This window comes from Pontibacter sp. T17 (assembly GCF_057219875.1).
Genome location: NZ_JBXVVW010000001.1, coordinates 1025162 through 1041964 on the forward strand (window position 1 = coordinate 1025162; position 16803 = coordinate 1041964).

General features: G+C 60.8%; 8 protein-coding genes. 5 read left to right on the plus strand and 3 right to left on the minus strand.

Annotated features, from left to right (window positions below; genetic code table 11):
- Nucleotides 1–10: 10 nt before the first annotated feature.
- The 3 genes from AC2D8O_RS04670 (at nucleotide 11) to AC2D8O_RS04680 (ending at nucleotide 10462) form a co-directional block, all read left to right on the plus strand.
- On the plus strand, nucleotides 11–7654 hold the full coding sequence (locus AC2D8O_RS04670; RefSeq protein ID WP_484677632.1) for a beta strand repeat-containing protein: 7644 nt from the start codon (nucleotides 11–13) through the stop codon (nucleotides 7652–7654).
- Nucleotides 7655–7734: 80 nt separating this feature from the next.
- Nucleotides 7735–8463, plus strand: a complete 729-nt coding sequence (locus tag AC2D8O_RS04675) for a hypothetical protein (protein WP_484677633.1) — start codon at nucleotides 7735–7737, stop codon at nucleotides 8461–8463.
- 94 nt (nucleotides 8464–8557) lie between these two features.
- A complete protein-coding gene (locus AC2D8O_RS04680) occupies nucleotides 8558–10462 on the plus strand; it encodes an ABC-F family ATP-binding cassette domain-containing protein (protein ID WP_484677634.1) in 1905 nt (634 codons plus the stop codon).
- Nucleotides 10463–10529: 67 nt separating this feature from the next.
- Here the strand turns inward: AC2D8O_RS04680 and AC2D8O_RS04685 are convergent, their stop codons facing one another.
- The 3 genes from AC2D8O_RS04685 to AC2D8O_RS04695 all read right to left on the minus strand — a co-directional run bounded on the left by AC2D8O_RS04685 (nucleotide 10530) and on the right by AC2D8O_RS04695 (nucleotide 14140).
- A complete protein-coding gene (locus tag AC2D8O_RS04685; RefSeq protein ID WP_484677635.1) occupies nucleotides 10530–11024 on the minus strand; it encodes a hypothetical protein in 495 nt (164 codons plus the stop codon).
- Between the two features lie 125 nt (nucleotides 11025–11149).
- Nucleotides 11150–13507, minus strand: coding sequence for a M1 family metallopeptidase (locus AC2D8O_RS04690; protein ID WP_484677636.1), 2358 nt, complete (start codon nucleotides 13505–13507; stop codon nucleotides 11150–11152).
- 30 nt (nucleotides 13508–13537) lie between these two features.
- A complete protein-coding gene (locus tag AC2D8O_RS04695; protein WP_484677637.1) occupies nucleotides 13538–14140 on the minus strand; it encodes a HupE/UreJ family protein in 603 nt (200 codons plus the stop codon).
- Between the two features lie 83 nt (nucleotides 14141–14223).
- Between AC2D8O_RS04695 and AC2D8O_RS04700 the strand changes: the two genes are divergently transcribed.
- Together AC2D8O_RS04700 and AC2D8O_RS04705 are read left to right on the plus strand one after the other, a co-directional pair.
- Entirely contained in the window at nucleotides 14224–14790 is a 567-nt protein-coding gene (locus tag AC2D8O_RS04700) for a DUF6702 family protein (RefSeq protein ID WP_484677638.1), read from the plus strand.
- A 182-nt stretch (nucleotides 14791–14972) separates the two neighbouring features.
- Nucleotides 14973–16778, plus strand: a complete 1806-nt coding sequence (locus AC2D8O_RS04705; RefSeq protein ID WP_484677639.1) for an ABC transporter ATP-binding protein — start codon at nucleotides 14973–14975, stop codon at nucleotides 16776–16778.
- Nucleotides 16779–16803: the final 25 nt, after the last annotated feature.

Genomic DNA, 16803 nt, shown 5'->3' on the forward strand with positions numbered 1-16803 from the left:
TTTCTTCCTGATGGTAGCTCTGATGCTACCTGTGGCTCATGCGCAGGTAGGCATAGGCACCAATACCCCGCAGGCCAACGCCATCCTCGATCTTGAGGCTACCGATAAGGGGCTTCTTGTGCCGCGCCTCTCAGTAGTTGAGCGCAACAACCTCCAGCTGACCCTCCAGGGCCTGCCTCCGCTCGTTCGTGACCGTAACAAGGGCATGGTTGTCTTTGTTTACGGCGGTGGAGAAGACCGACTCTATGTCTTCGACGGAACGGTCTTTACCCCCGTTGCAGGCGCCAGTACGGGCACCGTCTCCAATATCACCACGGGTATTGGCCTAACGGGTGGCCCCATCACTACAACTGGCACCATCGCACTGGCCAACACTGCTGTTACCCCTGGCGCATATGGCACAGCCAACGAAGTACCTACCGTCACTGTAGATGCGCAGGGCCGTCTTACTGCTGCTGCCAACACCCCCATTCTCATCGGCGATGGCAATATCACCGATGTTGCTGGAGGAAAGGTACTTGGCCCGGTCGCCAACGCCACCAGTGCCGGTACGGCTACCAACTTCACGGGCCCACTCTCTGGCGATGTAACGGGTAACCAGGGCACCACCACACTCGCGGCCATTCAGGGCAACCTCGTTAATACTGGCGCACTGGGTGCCCCAGACGCCGGCAAGATTCTCCGCTGGGACGGGACCCAGTGGGTGGCCGATGTCATTGGCGCTGGCTCCGAGGCCGACCCCATCTTCACTGCCTCCTCAGCCGCAGGCATTACTGCGGCCCAGATTGGCACTTGGGACAACATAGCCGCCAACGGCCTAACCACCGGCAGCACCGCCAATGGTGATGTCACGGGCACCTTCAGTAACCTGCAACTGGCTACTGGTGCTGTCGGCTCGGCCGAGATTTTCGATGGCAGTATTCAGAACGTGGACATTGCCGCTGTAGATGGCGCCAAGGTAACAGGCACGGTTGCCAGCGCCACCAGTGCATCCACGGCAGCTTTCGCCACCAACGCACTCAACGCCGCCAACTTCACCGGCGCACTTGCAGGTGATGTAACGGGTAACCAGGGTTCTACCACTATCTCCTCCATCCAAGGTAACGTTGTCAACACAGGCGCACTGGGCGCACCCGATGCCGGCAAGATTCTTCGCTGGAACGGCACCCAGTGGGTGGCTGATGTCATTGGCGCAGGCTCCGAGGCCGACCCCATCTTCACTGCCTCCCCAGCCGCAGGCATTATTGCGGCCCAAATCGGCACTTGGGACAACATAGCCGCCAACGGCCTAACTACCGGCAGCACCGCCAATGGTGATGTCACGGGCACCTTCAGTAACCTGCAACTGGTGAGTGGTTCGGTAGGCTCTGCCGAAATTGCTGACGGCAGCATCCAGAATGCCGATGTCGCCAGCATCGATGGCGGCAAGGTCACGGGCACTGTCGCCAATGCCACCAACGCAGTCAACGCCAACTTCGCCACCTCAGCCACCGCCGCCGTTGCCTTCACCGGACTGCTCGCAGGCGATGTAACCGGCAACCAGGCTACCACCTCCGTTATCTCCATCCGCGGCAATGCCGTTGCGCCCGGTCTGCTCAATGCAGGCAATACTGGCAACATCCTCACCTGGGATGGCTCCCAGTGGGTAGCACAGGCCCCCTCGGCTGGTGCTGAAACCGACCCCGTTTTCTCGTCTGCCCCGGCTGCTGGCATCACCGCTACCGATGTCTCCAACTGGAACAGCATCTACATCAATGGCCTCACCACCAGCACCACCGCTGCTGGCGATGTCACCGGCACCTTCAGTAACCTCCAGTTGGCTGCTGGTTCGGTAGGCTCCGCCGAAATCGCCGATGGCAGCGTGCAGGACGCCGATATCAATGCCGTAGATGGATCCAAGGTAGTCGGCGCTGTTGCCAGCGCCATCAACGCCGTCAGTGCTGTATCGTTCTCGGGCACCCTCGCTGGCGATGTTGTTGGTACGCAGAGTATCAACGCTATCGCTGCCATTCAGGGTAATGTCATCAACACAGGGCCACTGGGCGCACCCGATGCTGGCAAGATTCTCCGCTGGAACGGAACCCAGTGGATCGCCGATGTTATCGGTGCTGGCTCCGAGGCCGACCCCGTCTTTACCGCCGCCCCGGCCGCTGGCATCACCGCCACCGACATCACCAACTGGAACAGTATCTTCACCAACGGCCTCACTACCAGTACCACCGCCAACGGCGACCTCACTGGCAACCTCACCACGCCTACTATTGACAAGCTTCAGGGCCAGACCCTTACCCTTGGCGCCCCTGCTTTGGGTAACGTCATCACCTGGAACGGCTCGGCATGGGTAGCGCAGGCCCCCTCCGGCGGTTCAGGCACTGTCACCAACATCACCACGGGCACAGGCCTTACTGGTGGCCCCATCACCAATACTGGCACCATCTCGCTGGAAAACACCTCTGTGGCGTCTGGCTCCTATGGCGGCCCCGCGTTGGTAGCAACCTTCACGGTTGACCCCCAAGGGCGCCTTACCGCCGCTGGTAATACTTCCATCGCAATCGGCGACGCCAATATCTCAGGCATTTCCGGGGCCAAGGTTGTGGGCGCGGTTGCAAACGCCACCACGGCAGTTGGCTTCTCTGGCCCACTCTCTGGCGACGTCACTGGCAACCAAGGCACTACTTCTGTCACCGCCATTCGTGGTAACACTGTAGCCGCAGGTGCGCTCAACGCTGGCAATACGGGCAACGTTCTCACCTGGAACGGTTCCCAGTGGCAGGCGCAGGCCCCGGCTACCAATGGTACAGTAACAAGCATAACCGCTGGAACGGGCCTCACGGGTGGGCCCATCACCACCACAGGCACCCTCTCGCTGGCCAACACCGCGGTTACAGCGGGTGGCTATGGGGCCTCAGACCAGGTGGCCACCTTCACCGTCGACGCTCAGGGCCGTCTTACCGGGGCAGGTAACGCCCCCATCTCAATAGGCAATGCCAACATCACTGATGTTGATGGCGCCAAGGTGACGGGCACGGTTGCCAACGCCGCGTTCGCAGTCAATGCCGCCGATGCCGCAACAGCCGTCAACTTCTCTGGCGGGTTGGGAGGCGACGTCATCGGCGCGCAGTCTGCAACGTCGGTAGCCGCGCTGCAGGGGAACGTCCTGAACACGGGCACGCTGGCTGGGCCGGACGCTGGCAAAATCCTCACCTGGAACGGCACACAGTGGGTGGCACAGACTCCCAGCACCGGTTCCGAGTTCGACCCCATCTTCACTACGTCACCGGCCGCCGGCATCACCGCCGCCAACATCAACGACTGGGACTACATCGCCGCCAACGGCCTCATCAACGGAGCTGGTGCCGGTGGCGACCTCACCGGGGCTTACCCCAACCCCTCTATCGCCAACATTCAGGGCCAGCCCGTCAACCTCGGCCCCTCCAATCCGGGCGACGTCCTTACCTGGAACGGTACCGAGTGGACGGCAACGCCTCCCACATTGGGCATTGAGGTAGACCCCATTTTCGCTGGCTCGGCTGCTGTGGGCATCACCAGCGCCGACATCACCAACTGGAACTTCATCTTTAACAACGGCCTCACCACCAGCACTGCCTTCACTGGCGATGTCACGGGCAACTATAGTGGCATGGTGGTAGAACGCCTGCAGGGCAACCCTGTACAGAACACCGCTCTGGGTGTGGGCGATGCAGGCCGCATCCTTACCTGGGATGGCACCCAGTGGGCTGCAGCCCCTGCCCCCGTAGGACTGCCTGCTGCCACCACGCAGTATTCCACCGTCTTCTGGGACGGCACTGCCTGGGTCGAAAACACTGCGCTCCTCACCGATGGCAACACTGTGTTCATTAGCAGCCCCGCCGACGACCTCTTCCGCGTCGAGTATTCAGGCACCAACGTGGGCAAGTCAGCTGTTACAGGTTATGCTTCCACCACCACCTCGAATATCACTTATGGTATTGCGGGTGCTACCGAGTCTACCGACGCGGCTGCGGCAGGCATCTACGGCCTCAACCGCAACGCCGGCTTTGCCGTTCACGCCCGGCGCGAAGGTACCACTGGTGGCGGTGCAGCTATCTTTGCTGAATACGACGCCACAGGCGCACCCGGTGTCATCATCGAAGCCATCAACACCTCTGGCGAAAAGTTCAGTGGTGGTATCAATGTGCAGCTCACCAATTCTGGGGCCGATAATACCTACGGTGTTCAGTCTACGGTAGCAGGTAATGGTGCCAACTTTCAGGCGGTCGGCCCTCCCGGTAGCAATGCTTACGGCTTCTATTCCGTCATGAACAGCGGCGCCAGTGGCACTGGCCTCTACGTCCAGAACGATGGCGCGGGCCAGGCCGCCCGTATCGGCCAGTCGAACCCCACCAATAACCTGCCGGCACTCTACATCCAGAACCTCTCCGCAGGCCCTGCTGCCCGCCTGGACGGTGGCGACCTGGAAATGCGATCCAATACCGCGACGCCCAGCGGTATCCGTTTCTACGAACCCAATGACGGCACGGCCAACTACACCCGCTTTGTAGCACAGCCACAGGTTACCGACATCACCTACACGCTGCCAGCAAGCAGCGGTGTGGGTGTCCTCACCAACGATGGTGCGGGCAACCTCTCGTGGGCTGCGGGCGGTGGCGGACTCACACTCCCCCTCCGCGACTCCACCTCGCTCACCAAGGTTGGTGCCTCGTCGTCCTTGAACCCTGACGATTACGTCCTCTACATCGCCAACACCGCTACCACCAACGGCGGTGGCGCTATCGCCGCCCGCAGCTACAGCGACAACGGGCCAGTGGGCGCTGTCCGGGGCGAACTCTTTTCGATCATCGCACAGGGGGCCGGTGTGGCTGGTTTCGTGCGCTCGCCCGACGCATTGGGTGTGTACGCGTCCAACGACGCCACGTCTGGCGATGCCGTGGGCCTGCAGGCCAATACGCAGAGCCCCGCCGGGTATGCCATCAAGGCCTCCAACCAGAGTGGCAATCCCAACGGCCTCGCGCTCTATGTGCAGCAGGGCTCGGTGGGCATTGGCACCAATGTCGCCGGCGACCGCCTGACAGTCGACGGGGGCATTGCCCTCACCGGCAACGGCGTGCGACAAATCGCCATGGGTAGCGATGACGATGGCGATGGCAATGCCCTTCAGATTTCGGCAGGTAGCGCCAACGGAGTTGGTGGCAATGGCGGGAACCTGATTCTCCGTTCTGGTAACGCCATTGGCTCCTTCTTCGGTGGCAATGTAATAATGCAGGCGGTTGATGGCAACGCCGGTGGTGGTGCGGTTACTATTGGCGGTGGCAATTCTACGGGTGGCCCAGGCGGCAACATCTTCCTGTCGGGCGGTGTCTCCTTTAGCTCGGCCAGTGGCGGCACGGTCTCCATCAACGGTGGGGGCAGTAACGCAGGCCCTGCCGGTACCGTACAGATCAACGGCGGCACCTCTAACGCTCCCGGATTTGCAGGTGGCAGCATCCAGTTGGTGGGTGGTCAGGCGGCCGATGCCCTTTCTCAGGGTGGGCAGATTTCGATTCGCGGCGGCTTCAGTGCCGGCGGCCCTTCGCTCCGCGGCGATATCTACCTTGCCGAGAACGGCAACACTCCCTGGGGCGAGGTCATCATTGGCGGTAACCAGACCGGCTCTCAGGAACTGGTCACCGTCAACGGCGCCATCAACATCGGTGCCGCCTCGGCTAGCCCGGTTAACGGTACGCTTGAATATAACGGTACCACCTTCCGCGGGTATGTGGCCGGCAACTGGCGCGACCTCACCAGCCCCTGGACCGACAATGGCGCCACCATCGCCGTCACCGATGTCAACCAGCGGGTCGCCATTGGTACGGGCATCCCGGCGCCCTCCGCCGCACTGGAAATCAGCAGCACCACGGGCGGTCTGCTGCTGCCCCGCCTCACCAATGCCCAGCGCGCTGCCATAGCTACCCCCGCGCAGGGTCTGCTCATTTACCAAACCGACGGCTCTACCCCCGGCCTTTATTACTATGACGGCCTGGGCTGGATGAACATCACCACTGGCTTTGGTGTGGGTGTCACCTATGGCCCTATCGCTACCCAGAATACACTGGCCATTGGCGCGCGCTACCTCATGGACATCAGCTATGCGGGCCTGGGCGCTGGTCAGTCGGCGGCTGGCGTGCGCATCAACTCCACTGCTGGTTCGGGTGCCACCACTGCCCGTGGCCTTACCCTCACCACGGATGCCGTCTTTTCTACCTCCGGTATGACAATTGGCATTCTGAACACAACCAATGGCAGCAGCCCTGGCACAGTGACGATTGGCCAAGTCACAAACGTTTCGGTGACAGGCGGTCAGGCAGTTGGTCTGGATGTCTCGGTATCGGGTGGTGGCTCCACTTCCCGTGCGGCCAGCTTTGTCGGTGGCCCGGTCGGCATCGGTACTACCAACCCCAGCAGCACCTACCAGCTGGACATCAACCGTAACCTTGCCACCAGCGGCACCATCGAACGGGTGCTACGGCTCTCCAGCACCACCAGTGCGGGTGGGGCCAGTGTGGGTGCCGGCGTAGGGTTCGACTTCGAACTCGACAACAGCGCCTCTGCTGTGTTCATCGGTGGCAACATCTCGGCAGTGTCTACCAGCATTGGTTCGGGCACTGAGTCGGCCCGGCTGGATTTCAGTACCCGCAATACGGGTGGCAACCAGCGACGCATGTCCATCCAGTCCAATGGCGACCTGACGTTCCACAACACCACTGCAGCCAATATCTTCAGTTCCACCGATGCAGCTGGCCCGGGTGGCTCGCTTACCATCAGTGGCGGCGCTGGCAATACGGGTGCCAATATTGGGGGCTTTGGTATGCTCAAAGGCGGCGATGCCGCCACTACTGGGGTAGGCGGCAGTGCCTACCTGGTAGGGGGTGCCTCCAGCACAGCGGCCAACCGAGGCAATGCCTTCCTGGCAGTGCAGGCTCTAGGCACTACACCCTTCGGCCGTGTGGGCATTGGCAGCACAACCCTTACCAATAACGGTGCACTCGTATCCATCAACGGCGATCTTGCTTTCAACGCAGGTGCCAGCCGGGTACTTCAGGTTGACGATATGACGCTTGGTGCGGGTTATGACCTCACCGTCCGCGGTGGTAGCGGCGGTGGCGCTTCGTCCATTGGTGGCCGCACCATCGTTACAGCGGGTAATGGGGGTACAACCTCAGGTGCTGCCGGCGATGTAATTGTCGTTGGTGGCTTAGGGGCCTCCGCCACTGAAGATGGCGATGTGATTCTGGCGCACACTGGCTCTGCGGCACGTGGCAAAGTCGGTATCGGTACCACCACGCCGGCCTCTACACTTTCGGTGAATGGTACCATTCAGTCGTCCTTCCTGCTCATGACCACTGGCGGATCTTACGACCTCTCCAACGTGAACACTGCCATGTGTAATACCACTGGAACGTATGATCTCACGCTGCCTTTGGCCAGTACGCAACTTGTGGGCCGCACCATCATCGTCGTGAAGCGTGCAGCCGCAGCGGTTGTCAACTTCCTGCCACAGGGCGCCAACACAGTTGTGGGCACTACCGCCTTTACTTCTACTGGCACATCTGCGATTATGCTGATCTGTTGGACCAACAACTCCTGGATGGCGGTCCCCCTCTACGGTACACCGTAATCTGTGTATCTCTTATACGAACACAGGCCCCCAGAAATGGGGGCCTGTCTGTTTCTGCCTTTGGCTAACTTCACGCCACCATGAACCGACTGGCTGTTCCTCTGTTCGCCTGCCTTGCCGCGATGGCCTGTAATCTCACCGGACAGGCCCCTCAACTGCCGCCGCTCGACCGCGCCGTCGTGAACGCCTGGCGAGTCAATGCTCCCAGCTTGCCCGTAGGCGATGCCCTTGTCACCCGTCTTGAGGCCGAGCCCGTCAGCAGTGCCTGTGCCCGCCGACTCCAGAACCTCTGGCAGCGTGGGCCCTCGGCACCAGTGGCAGAAGTGGCGCAGGCTGTCGATTCCATAGCACTGGCTACCGAGAAAACCCCCTTTGAGCCTTGGTTCGACCAAGTGGCCGCCGCTATCGCTCTCCACCGCATCATGCAGGAACAGCGCCCCGACCTCCGGCTGGCCCAGCGGTATTACGAGCCTCTCATCCTGTCGGGCTATCGCGACCCCCTGCTGCTGGCCCGTACCTGGGATCTCCTGCAGCGCAGCAATCTGCGCCAGGAGAAAGTCAATGCCGAGCGTTACCTCATCGCCGCCATTGCACAGGCCGTGCTGCTCCAGAATTCCGACCAGTCGCTGGACCTTGGCGGTATCGGCGACCTCGAAGAGGGGCTGACGCTGGACGACGACGACGCCTCGGCGCAGTTGCTCGATGCTTTCGAGAAAGTCGAGGCCAACGGCAATGCTGATGCCGAACTGGCCCTCCGGATCCTCAACGTCGATGCCCAGCATCCGCTGGCGCCGCCCGACTTTCTGTAACAATCAATAACCAGCCACACACTCCAGTACTACTCAGTGGTACCGATGGTGGACCGAGCGTTGTGGCTGCCCTTCCTCGCCGTACCTTTGCCGCGTGAATTATCTGTCTGTAGATGGGCTCGGCAAGCGGTTTGGCGAGCATGTATTGTTCCGCAACGTCCGCTTTGGGCTGCAGAAGGGCCAGCGAATGGCACTCATCGCCCGCAACGGTGCTGGTAAAACCACCCTTCTGGGACTGCTCGCCGGCCTCGACTCTCCCGATGAAGGCACCGTAGGCCTGCGCAAGGACATTCAGATTGGTTGGCTGCCGCAGCAGCCCACGTTTGAGGAAGGACAAACCGTGTTGCAGGCCGTGCTGGCTGCCGATACCCCCGCCCGGCAGGCAGTGGCTGCCTATGAAGCCGCCCTTACTGCCGCCGAAGCCAACCCCGACAGCCGACCCGCCCAGCAGGCGCTGGAGCAGGCCCTCGCGGCCATGGAGAAGCACAACGCCTGGGACTACGAGGCCGACGTTCGCAACGTTCTCAGCCGTCTGCGCATCACTCGGCTCGACCAGCCCGTGCAGACCCTCTCCGGCGGGCAGCAGAAGCGCGTGGCGCTGGCCCGCATCCTCCTCCAGAAGCCCGACCTTTACATCCTCGATGAGCCCACCAACCACCTGGACATCGACATGGTGGAGTGGCTGGAAGGTTACCTGAAGGCACAGGATGCCACCCTGCTGCTCGTCACCCACGACCGCTATTTCCTCGAAGCCCTCTGCCGCGACATCATCGAGATTGCCGACCAGACGGTGTACCACTACCAGGGCTCCTACGTCGATTATCTCGAGGCCAAGGCCGCCCGAGAAGCTGCTGCCGATGCCGCGGCTGCCAGCGCCCGCAATCTCCTCCGCACAGAGCTCGAGTGGATGCGTCGCCAGCCCAAGGCCCGTGGCACCAAGAGCAAAGCCCGTATCGAGGCCTTCTACGACCTGCAGGATAAAGCCAAAGGGCGCAGCGACCAAGGCAATGTGCAGCTATCGGTACAAATGAGCCGCCTGGGCAGCAACATCCTTACGGTCAAGGATCTGTCGCGCACTTTCGGCGACCGGCCCATTCTGCGCCCCTTCTCCTACGTCTTTCGCCGCGGCGAGCGCGTGGGGCTCGTCGGCCCCAATGGAGCAGGGAAGTCTACCCTCCTCAACATCCTTACCGGCCGCGACAAGCCTGACACCGGTACCGTCGAAGTGGGCGAAACCATCGTGTTCGGCTACTACACGCAAGACGGCCTTCAGTTCAAGCCCGGCCAGCGCGTCATCGACATCGTGAAGGAGATTGCCGAGGTGGTGCCCATCTCCCGCGACGAAACCGTCACGGCCGAGCAGTTCCTCAAACGCTTTCTCTTTGAGCCCGCCCGGCAGTACACCCACATCGAGAAGCTGTCCGGGGGCGAGAAACGCCGCCTTTACCTGTTGACAGTGCTGCTGAAACAGCCCAACTTCCTCATTCTCGACGAACCCACCAACGACCTGGACCTGCCCACCCTCAACGTGCTGGAAGAGTTTCTGGAAGGCTACGGGGGATGCCTTATGGTCGTGACCCACGATCGCTATTTCCTGGACCGCACTGTAGACCACCTGCTGGTGCTGGAACCCAGTGCCAAGGGCAGTGTCGTGCGCGACTTCAATGGCAACTATACCGACTACCGCGAGGCCCGCGCCGCCGAAGAAGCTGCCGCTGCACAGGCTGCTGTGCCTGCAAAACCCGCACCGGTGGTGGTGGAAGCGCCAGCAGCTAAAGCCGACCCGGCCAAAGCCAAGCTGAGCTACAAGGAGAAGCAGGAGTTTGCTACGCTGGAAACCCGCATGGCGGAGCTCGAAGCCCGCAAGGAGGCGCTGGAAGCTCAGATGGCCAGTGGCAATCCTGCCCTGATTCAGGAAGCTTCGGTGGCCATTGGCAGCGTACTGGCCGAACTGGAGCAGGTGTCTGACCGCTGGCTCGAACTGGCCGACCGTGCCTGAGTAGCAGTAAGATATAAAACAGAAAGGGCTCCCACACAGGAGCCCTTTTCATTTCTTCGGAGAAGGATTACTTCTTCTTGCCTTTGGGGGCAGCAGCAGCCAGCTTCTCGATGGCAGCCTTGGCATCAGCGAGGATTTTCTCGCCTTCGGCCTTGGCAGCACCAGCTTCGGTCTGGGCAGCAGCAATTGCTTCTTCAGCAGCCTTGATGGCAGCGTCGGTAGCTTCGGCGTTAGCCTTGCCAGCGCTGTAGTCAGCTACGGCAGCCTTTACCTTTTCTACAGCTTCGCTAACAGCCTGGATGGCAGCACCGTGCTTGTCGGCAGCAGCCTTTACGCCAGCCTGAAGCTTGGCAATCGAGGTATCAGCCTTCACGATGCTGTCGGTCAGGGTAGCCGTAACAGCGGTTTGCAGGGCAGCGTTGTCGCCTTGCAGTTGGGTGAGGGTGGCAGCAGCCTTCTCAGAGGTGGCGGTGAGGGCCTTAACCTTCTCAGCGTCAACGCCGTTGCAGGCAACCAGAGCAATCGCTACCAGAGCGATAACGGGGAACAGAATGCGTTTCATTGTCTTTTAGGACGTGTGTTGTGGGTGCAAAGTTATCGTTCCGTATTCGGGACTAGCAAGGAGCAGGCCAACAAAAAAAGGGCCTGATAATCAGGCCCTTGTGTTTTTATTGATTGTTGAAACAATCAGTTGCTGCCTGCTGGCTGTTGGGCCGGAGCGCTGAAACGCTTCTGCAGCTGCATTGGATTCTGCTGGCCGCCCTGGCGCTGTTTGAACAGCTGGAACTTCGAGGGCACCATACGGGGCGGGAACGCATTGTTGTTTTCGTCAATGTCGGCCGTCTCGCGGTAGGGGTCCAGGTAAATCTGCTTGATGGGTTTGCTGCGGGCAAACACCTTCGACACCTTCTTGTCGTCCAGGCGCCAGATTTCTGCCGGAATGCGCACTACCTCCTCGGTATTGTCTTCGTATTGGAACAGCAGGATGATGGGCATCACCAGGCCGCCTTTGTTCTCGAAGTCAATCTGATAGTAGTGCTGGCGGCTTTCGGCCAGGGCGCGCTCTTCGGGGCTCAGGCTGGCCAGGTAGGCCTGATAGGCCTGCTTCTGCCAGGGCTGGGCGGTGAAGGCGTCGTAGTTGTTGTAGAAGTCGTTGAGGCTCGGGTTGGCTTCTACGGCCGTGGGGCCCAGCAGGCGCTTGTTCTGCGTCAGCGAATACTGCTCTGGGCGGGCTTCGTTGCGCTGGCGGCGTTCGGCCAGTTCCACTTCGGGGTTCTGGGTGTCTACGCGGTAGTAGGTTACGCCGGTGATGGCCAGGTCCACGGGGTCGGTGGTATAGAACCAGCCGCGCCAGAACCAGTCGAGGTCTACGCCCGAGGCGTCTTCCATGGTGCGGAAGAAGTCGGCGGGGTAGGGATGACGGAAGGCCCAGCGTTCGCTGTAGGTCTTGAAGGCCATGTCAAACAGCTCGCGACCCATGACGGTTTCGCGCAGGATGTTAAGGGCGGTGGCAGGCTTGCCATAGGCGTTGTTGCCCACGCTGATGATGGACTCGCCGCTCACCATGATGGGGTTCTGCACACTCTTGTCGGCTTTCATGTAGCCCACGATGTTTTCGGGCACACCGCGGTTGCTGGGGTAGTTGTGGTCCCACTCCTGCTCGGCCAGGTACTGGAGGAAGGAGTTGAGGCCTTCGTCCATCCACGTCCACTGGCGCTCGTCACTGTTCACGATCATCGGGAAGAAGTTGTGTCCTACTTCGTGGATGATCACCGAGATAAGGGCATACTTGATACGCTCGGAGTAGGTGCCGTCAGCTTCGGGGCGACCGCCGTTGAAGCAGATCATTGGATACTCCATACCGAAGATGGGGCCGTGCACCGAGATGGCAACGGGATAGGGGTAGTTTACCGAGAACTTGCTGTACACACGCAGGGTGTGGGCCACGCTTTCGGTAGAGTACTGGCCCCACAGTGGGTTGCCTTCCTTGGGGTAGTAAGACATTGCCAGCACGTTCTTGCCGCCAACGTTAACGTTCATGGCGTCCCAAATGAACTTGCGTGAGGCCGCGAAGGCGAAGTCGCGCACGTTGCGGGCAGCAAATACCCAGGTTTTGCGGGTGGTGCTGCGGCTCTTCTCATTCTCGCGGGCTTCTGCCTCGGTAACGATGAGCACGGGCTTGCTGCTGGTGCGGGCCTGGGCCAGTCGCTGCTGCTGGGCAGCGGAAAGTACCTGAGTAGGGTTCTGGAGTTCGCCGGTGGCGCCTACCATAAGGTCGGCGGGGGCGGTGATACTCACGCGGTAATCGCCGAAGGGCAGTGTAAACTCACTGCGGCCCATGAACTGCTTGTGCTGCCAGCCCACGAGGTCGCTGTACACGGCCATGCGGGGGAAGAACTGCGCAATCTCGTACAGGTAGTTCTTGTCTTCGGGGAAGTATTCGTAGCCCGAACGGCCGCCGAGGGTCTTACAGTCGTTGATGTTGTAGGCCCACTCCACGTTCATCACATACTTCTGGCCGGGACGCAGGGGCGTAGCCAGGTCTATGCGCATCATCGTTTTGTTGATGGTGTACTTCAGGGCCTTACCGGTGGCGTCGGTCACTTTCGAAATCTTGAAACCGCCGTCGAAGTTCTGGGCGGCGTTCTCGTTCACCATGCGGGTGAAAGACACCTGCTCGCTCAGACGACCAGTCTCGGTGAGGCGGGCGTCGCTGTTGGGCTCATTGATGTTCTGGTCCAGCTGGAGCCAGAGGTAGGTGAGCGCGTCGGGCGAGTTGTTGGTGTAGGTGATGGTTTCGCGGCCAGTGATGCGCTGCTTCTCGTCGTCGAGGGTCACGTCAATCACATAGTCGGCCCGCTGCTGCCAGTAATCGGGGCCGGGGGCACCGCTGGCGCTGCGATAACGGTTGGGCGTGGGCAGGCGATTGTCGATCTGTTCGAACTTGTTCTCCTGCAGCACGTCCTGGGCGAGGGCCGTACCAGCCGGGGCCAACAGGGCCACCAGTGCCAGCGAACGGCGCATCAGCGTAGACAGTTTGCGCATGGGGTAAGGGAAAGGAAGGGTAGGCAGGTATTAGAAAGGGTACTTCGCTATCATCAGCTGCACAGCCAGGGTGGCAATGACAACCGAGGTCAACACGTTCCAGGCGCGCCAGGACGATACCCGGCCCGTCGGTACGGTTCTATCAAAAATAGCAGCCAGCACCAGAATGACCAATACAACAGCCAACTGTCCGGCTTCCAGTCCGAGGTTGAACGAGAGCAGCTCGGCGGCAATAGTGGCCTGTTGGCCCAGCAGCTCGCGCAGGTAGTTGGAAAAGCCCAGCCCGTGAACGATGCCGAAAACCGTAGCCATAACATATTTTAACGTTCGACTGCGGGTGTTCGCTGCACTTTCCGGCCCTGGTGTCAGCAGGTTGAATACGCAGGTGGCCGCGATGGTAACCGGAATAAGAAACTCGATAAGCGCCGAGTCTACGTTCACCACCCGCAGCACCGACAGCGCCAGCGCCACCGAGTGCCCTACCGTGAATGCCGTTACCAGCCACACCAGCGGTCGCCATTGTTTGAAGCGATACAGTGCGCAGAGGGCCGCCACAAACAGAATGTGGTCGTAGCCGGCCAGGTCGGTAATGTGCTCCAGCCCCAGCTGGAAATAAGTCAGAAAAGTGTCCATGTCAGGAGGTTGTACAGATGGGGGTATCGAAGGGTGCCCATGCAGTGGCAGTTTGGCCGTCTTCGGGTTGTATCTTGCCACGCATGCCACTCCTGTGGCTGGCCGCAATGATACGAATGCCTGTTGTTTCTCACCGCCTGCGCTTTCTGCTGCCGCTCTTTGCGCTGGCCCTCGTGTGTGTTCTGGGGGCGCAGCGCCGCCATCCCATACACCTCAGCATCACCGACATCGACTACAACGCCCAGAGCCGGTCGCTGGAAATCACGCACCGCCTCTTCATCGACGACCTGGAGATTGCCCTCAGCCGCATGGCGCCACAGTTGGGCCCTCTGCGCCTCACCACCCCACGCGAGCACCCCAAAGCCGACAGCCTTATCCGCCTGTACGTGCAGGTGCATTTTGGACTGAAGGCCGACGGTCAGACGCCCCAGCGCTCTTGGATAGGCCGCGAGGCCGACCGCGAGTCCATCTGGGTGTACGAGGAAGCCAGGCTGGACAAGCCGCCCGTGACGCTGGAACTGCTCTGCACGTTCATTCAGGAGGTGTACGACGACCAGCGCGCCATCGTCAACGTCACAGCGGGCAGCACCCGCCGCTCCACAATGCTCTACCGCGCCAAGCCCTCTGGCGAGCTGAAGGTGGGGGGCTGAGGAGCATATTTGCTCCATGTCTCCCGATGCATCGGGACTACTTTTGGGCGGGTACAACCCAGTCATACCTGCTGACGGGAATCGGCCAGCAGCTGGGGCTGGAGTATCGCTACGCAGAGTAAAGGTGCCCTTCACAAAATGTTTGAGTGTGGTGAGCGGGATTGGGCGTAAGTTGCGTTAGTATGGCCGTGGACGCACCTGTAACCCTCACCTCCAAGGCGGCGCAACCGCCTGCCCCCAGCAAAACCAGTCTGCTGCGCCGGACTACCAGTCTGCTGAAGCCGTATCGGTCGGTGTTCATCGGGGCGCTGGTGCTGACCGTAGGTGCCAGCCTGCTGCGGCCCCTTGCGCCCTATCTGTTCCAGTATGTGCTGGACAACCCCCTGGCCGTGGGCGACGTAGGCGGCCTGCGCTTCTGGACGCTGATGATTGTGGGGCTGATCGTCATCCAGACCGTGGTGCAGTATTACCAGACCTGGATTACCAACTGGCTGGGCCAAGCCGTGATGAACGACCTGCGCAAACGCATCTTCGAGCACCTGATGAGCCTGCGGATGAAGTATTTCGACCGCAACGCCATTGGTACGCTGCAAACGCGCACCATCTCGGACATCCAGACGCTGAACTCGGTGTTCTCGGAAGGGCTGGTGACCATCGCGGGCGAACTGCTGCAACTGGTCACCATCCTCACCATCATGCTGTGGGTAGACTGGCGGCTGACGCTGGTGGTGCTGTCCATCCTGCCGCTGATTCTGCTGGCCACGGCCATCTTCCGGGTGAAGGTGAAAACGGCCTTTGAACTGGTGCGTCGCCATGTGGCCCGCCTCAACGCCTTTCTGCAGGAGCACATCACGGGCATGCTGGTGACGCAGATTTTCAACCGCGAGGAAGAAGAGATGAAGCGTTTCCGGGCCATCAATGCCGACCACCGCGACGCCAACCTGAAGGCTGTGAAGTATTACAGCATCTTCTTCCCGGTGGTGGAGGTGATATCGGCGCTGGCCCTGGCCCTGCTGGTGTGGTACGGGGCGCGTGGGGTGCTTGACGGCCGTGTGACCTTCGGGGTGCTGGTGTCGTTCCTGATGTACATACAGATGTTCTTCCGTCCCATCCGGATGCTGGCCGACCAGTTCAACACGCTACAGATGGGCCTGGTGAGCGCCGAGCGTATCTTCAAGGTACTGGACACCGAAGAGCACATTTCCGATACGCCCAATGGCCTGACGCTGAAAGACCTGGAGGCACGGCCGGCGAGCATAGAGTTTGACCGCGTGGAGTTTTCGTACAACGAGAACGACCCGATACTGCGGGGCGTGAGCTTCACGGTGGCACCGGGCACTACCACGGCCATTGTGGGGGCGACGGGCGCGGGCAAGTCGTCGATCATCAACGTGCTGATGCGCCTGTACGAGATACAGGGGGGCACCATTCGTGTCGGCGGCGAGGATGCCAAGGCCTATACGCTGGATGCCCTGCGCAGTGGCATGGGCCTGGTGTTGCAGGATGTGTTCCTGTTCTCGGGCACAATCCGGGAGAACATCACGCTGTTCAACGACCAGATACCGCTGGAGAAGGTGCAGGAGGCGGCCAAACTGGTGGGCGCTCATGAATTTATCGAGCGGCTGCCGGGCGGCTACGACTACCGTGTGGGCGAGCGTGGGGCCACACTGTCGGCGGGCCAGCGCCAGCTGCTCAGCTTTGTACGTGTGCTGGTATATGACCCCCGAGTGCTGCTGCTGGACGAAGCCACCGCCAACATCGACACCGAGACCGAAGAACTGATACAGGCGGCGATAGGCCGGGTGATGGCCGGGCGCACGAGCATCATCATTGCGCACCGCCTGAGTACCATCCAGAAAGCCGACCAGATACTGGTGATGCACCGCGGCGAGGTAATGGAGCGCGGCAACCACCGCGAACTGCTGGGCCTCAAAGGGCTGTACTACAAGCTGTACCGAATGCAGTACGGCGAGAAGGCGCTGGCGTAAGTCATAAACCCCTGCTTTGATACAA

Excerpts from the sequence above, each read along its gene's own strand:
- AC2D8O_RS04695 (WP_484677637.1), bottom strand. The coding sequence starts at position 14,140 with ATGGACACTTTTCTGACTTATTTCCAGCTGGGGCTGGAGCACATTACC.
- AC2D8O_RS04705 (WP_484677639.1), top strand. The coding sequence starts at position 14,973 with ATGGCCGTGGACGCACCTGTAACCCTCACCTCCAAGGCGGCGCAACCG.
- AC2D8O_RS04700 (WP_484677638.1), top strand. The coding sequence starts at position 14,224 with ATGCCACTCCTGTGGCTGGCCGCAATGATACGAATGCCTGTTGTTTCT.
- AC2D8O_RS04685 (WP_484677635.1), bottom strand. The coding sequence starts at position 11,024 with ATGAAACGCATTCTGTTCCCCGTTATCGCTCTGGTAGCGATTGCTCTG.
- AC2D8O_RS04670 (WP_484677632.1), top strand. The coding sequence starts at position 11 with ATGGTAGCTCTGATGCTACCTGTGGCTCATGCGCAGGTAGGCATAGGC.
- AC2D8O_RS04675 (WP_484677633.1), top strand. The coding sequence starts at position 7,735 with ATGAACCGACTGGCTGTTCCTCTGTTCGCCTGCCTTGCCGCGATGGCC.
- AC2D8O_RS04690 (WP_484677636.1), bottom strand. The coding sequence starts at position 13,507 with ATGCGCAAACTGTCTACGCTGATGCGCCGTTCGCTGGCACTGGTGGCC.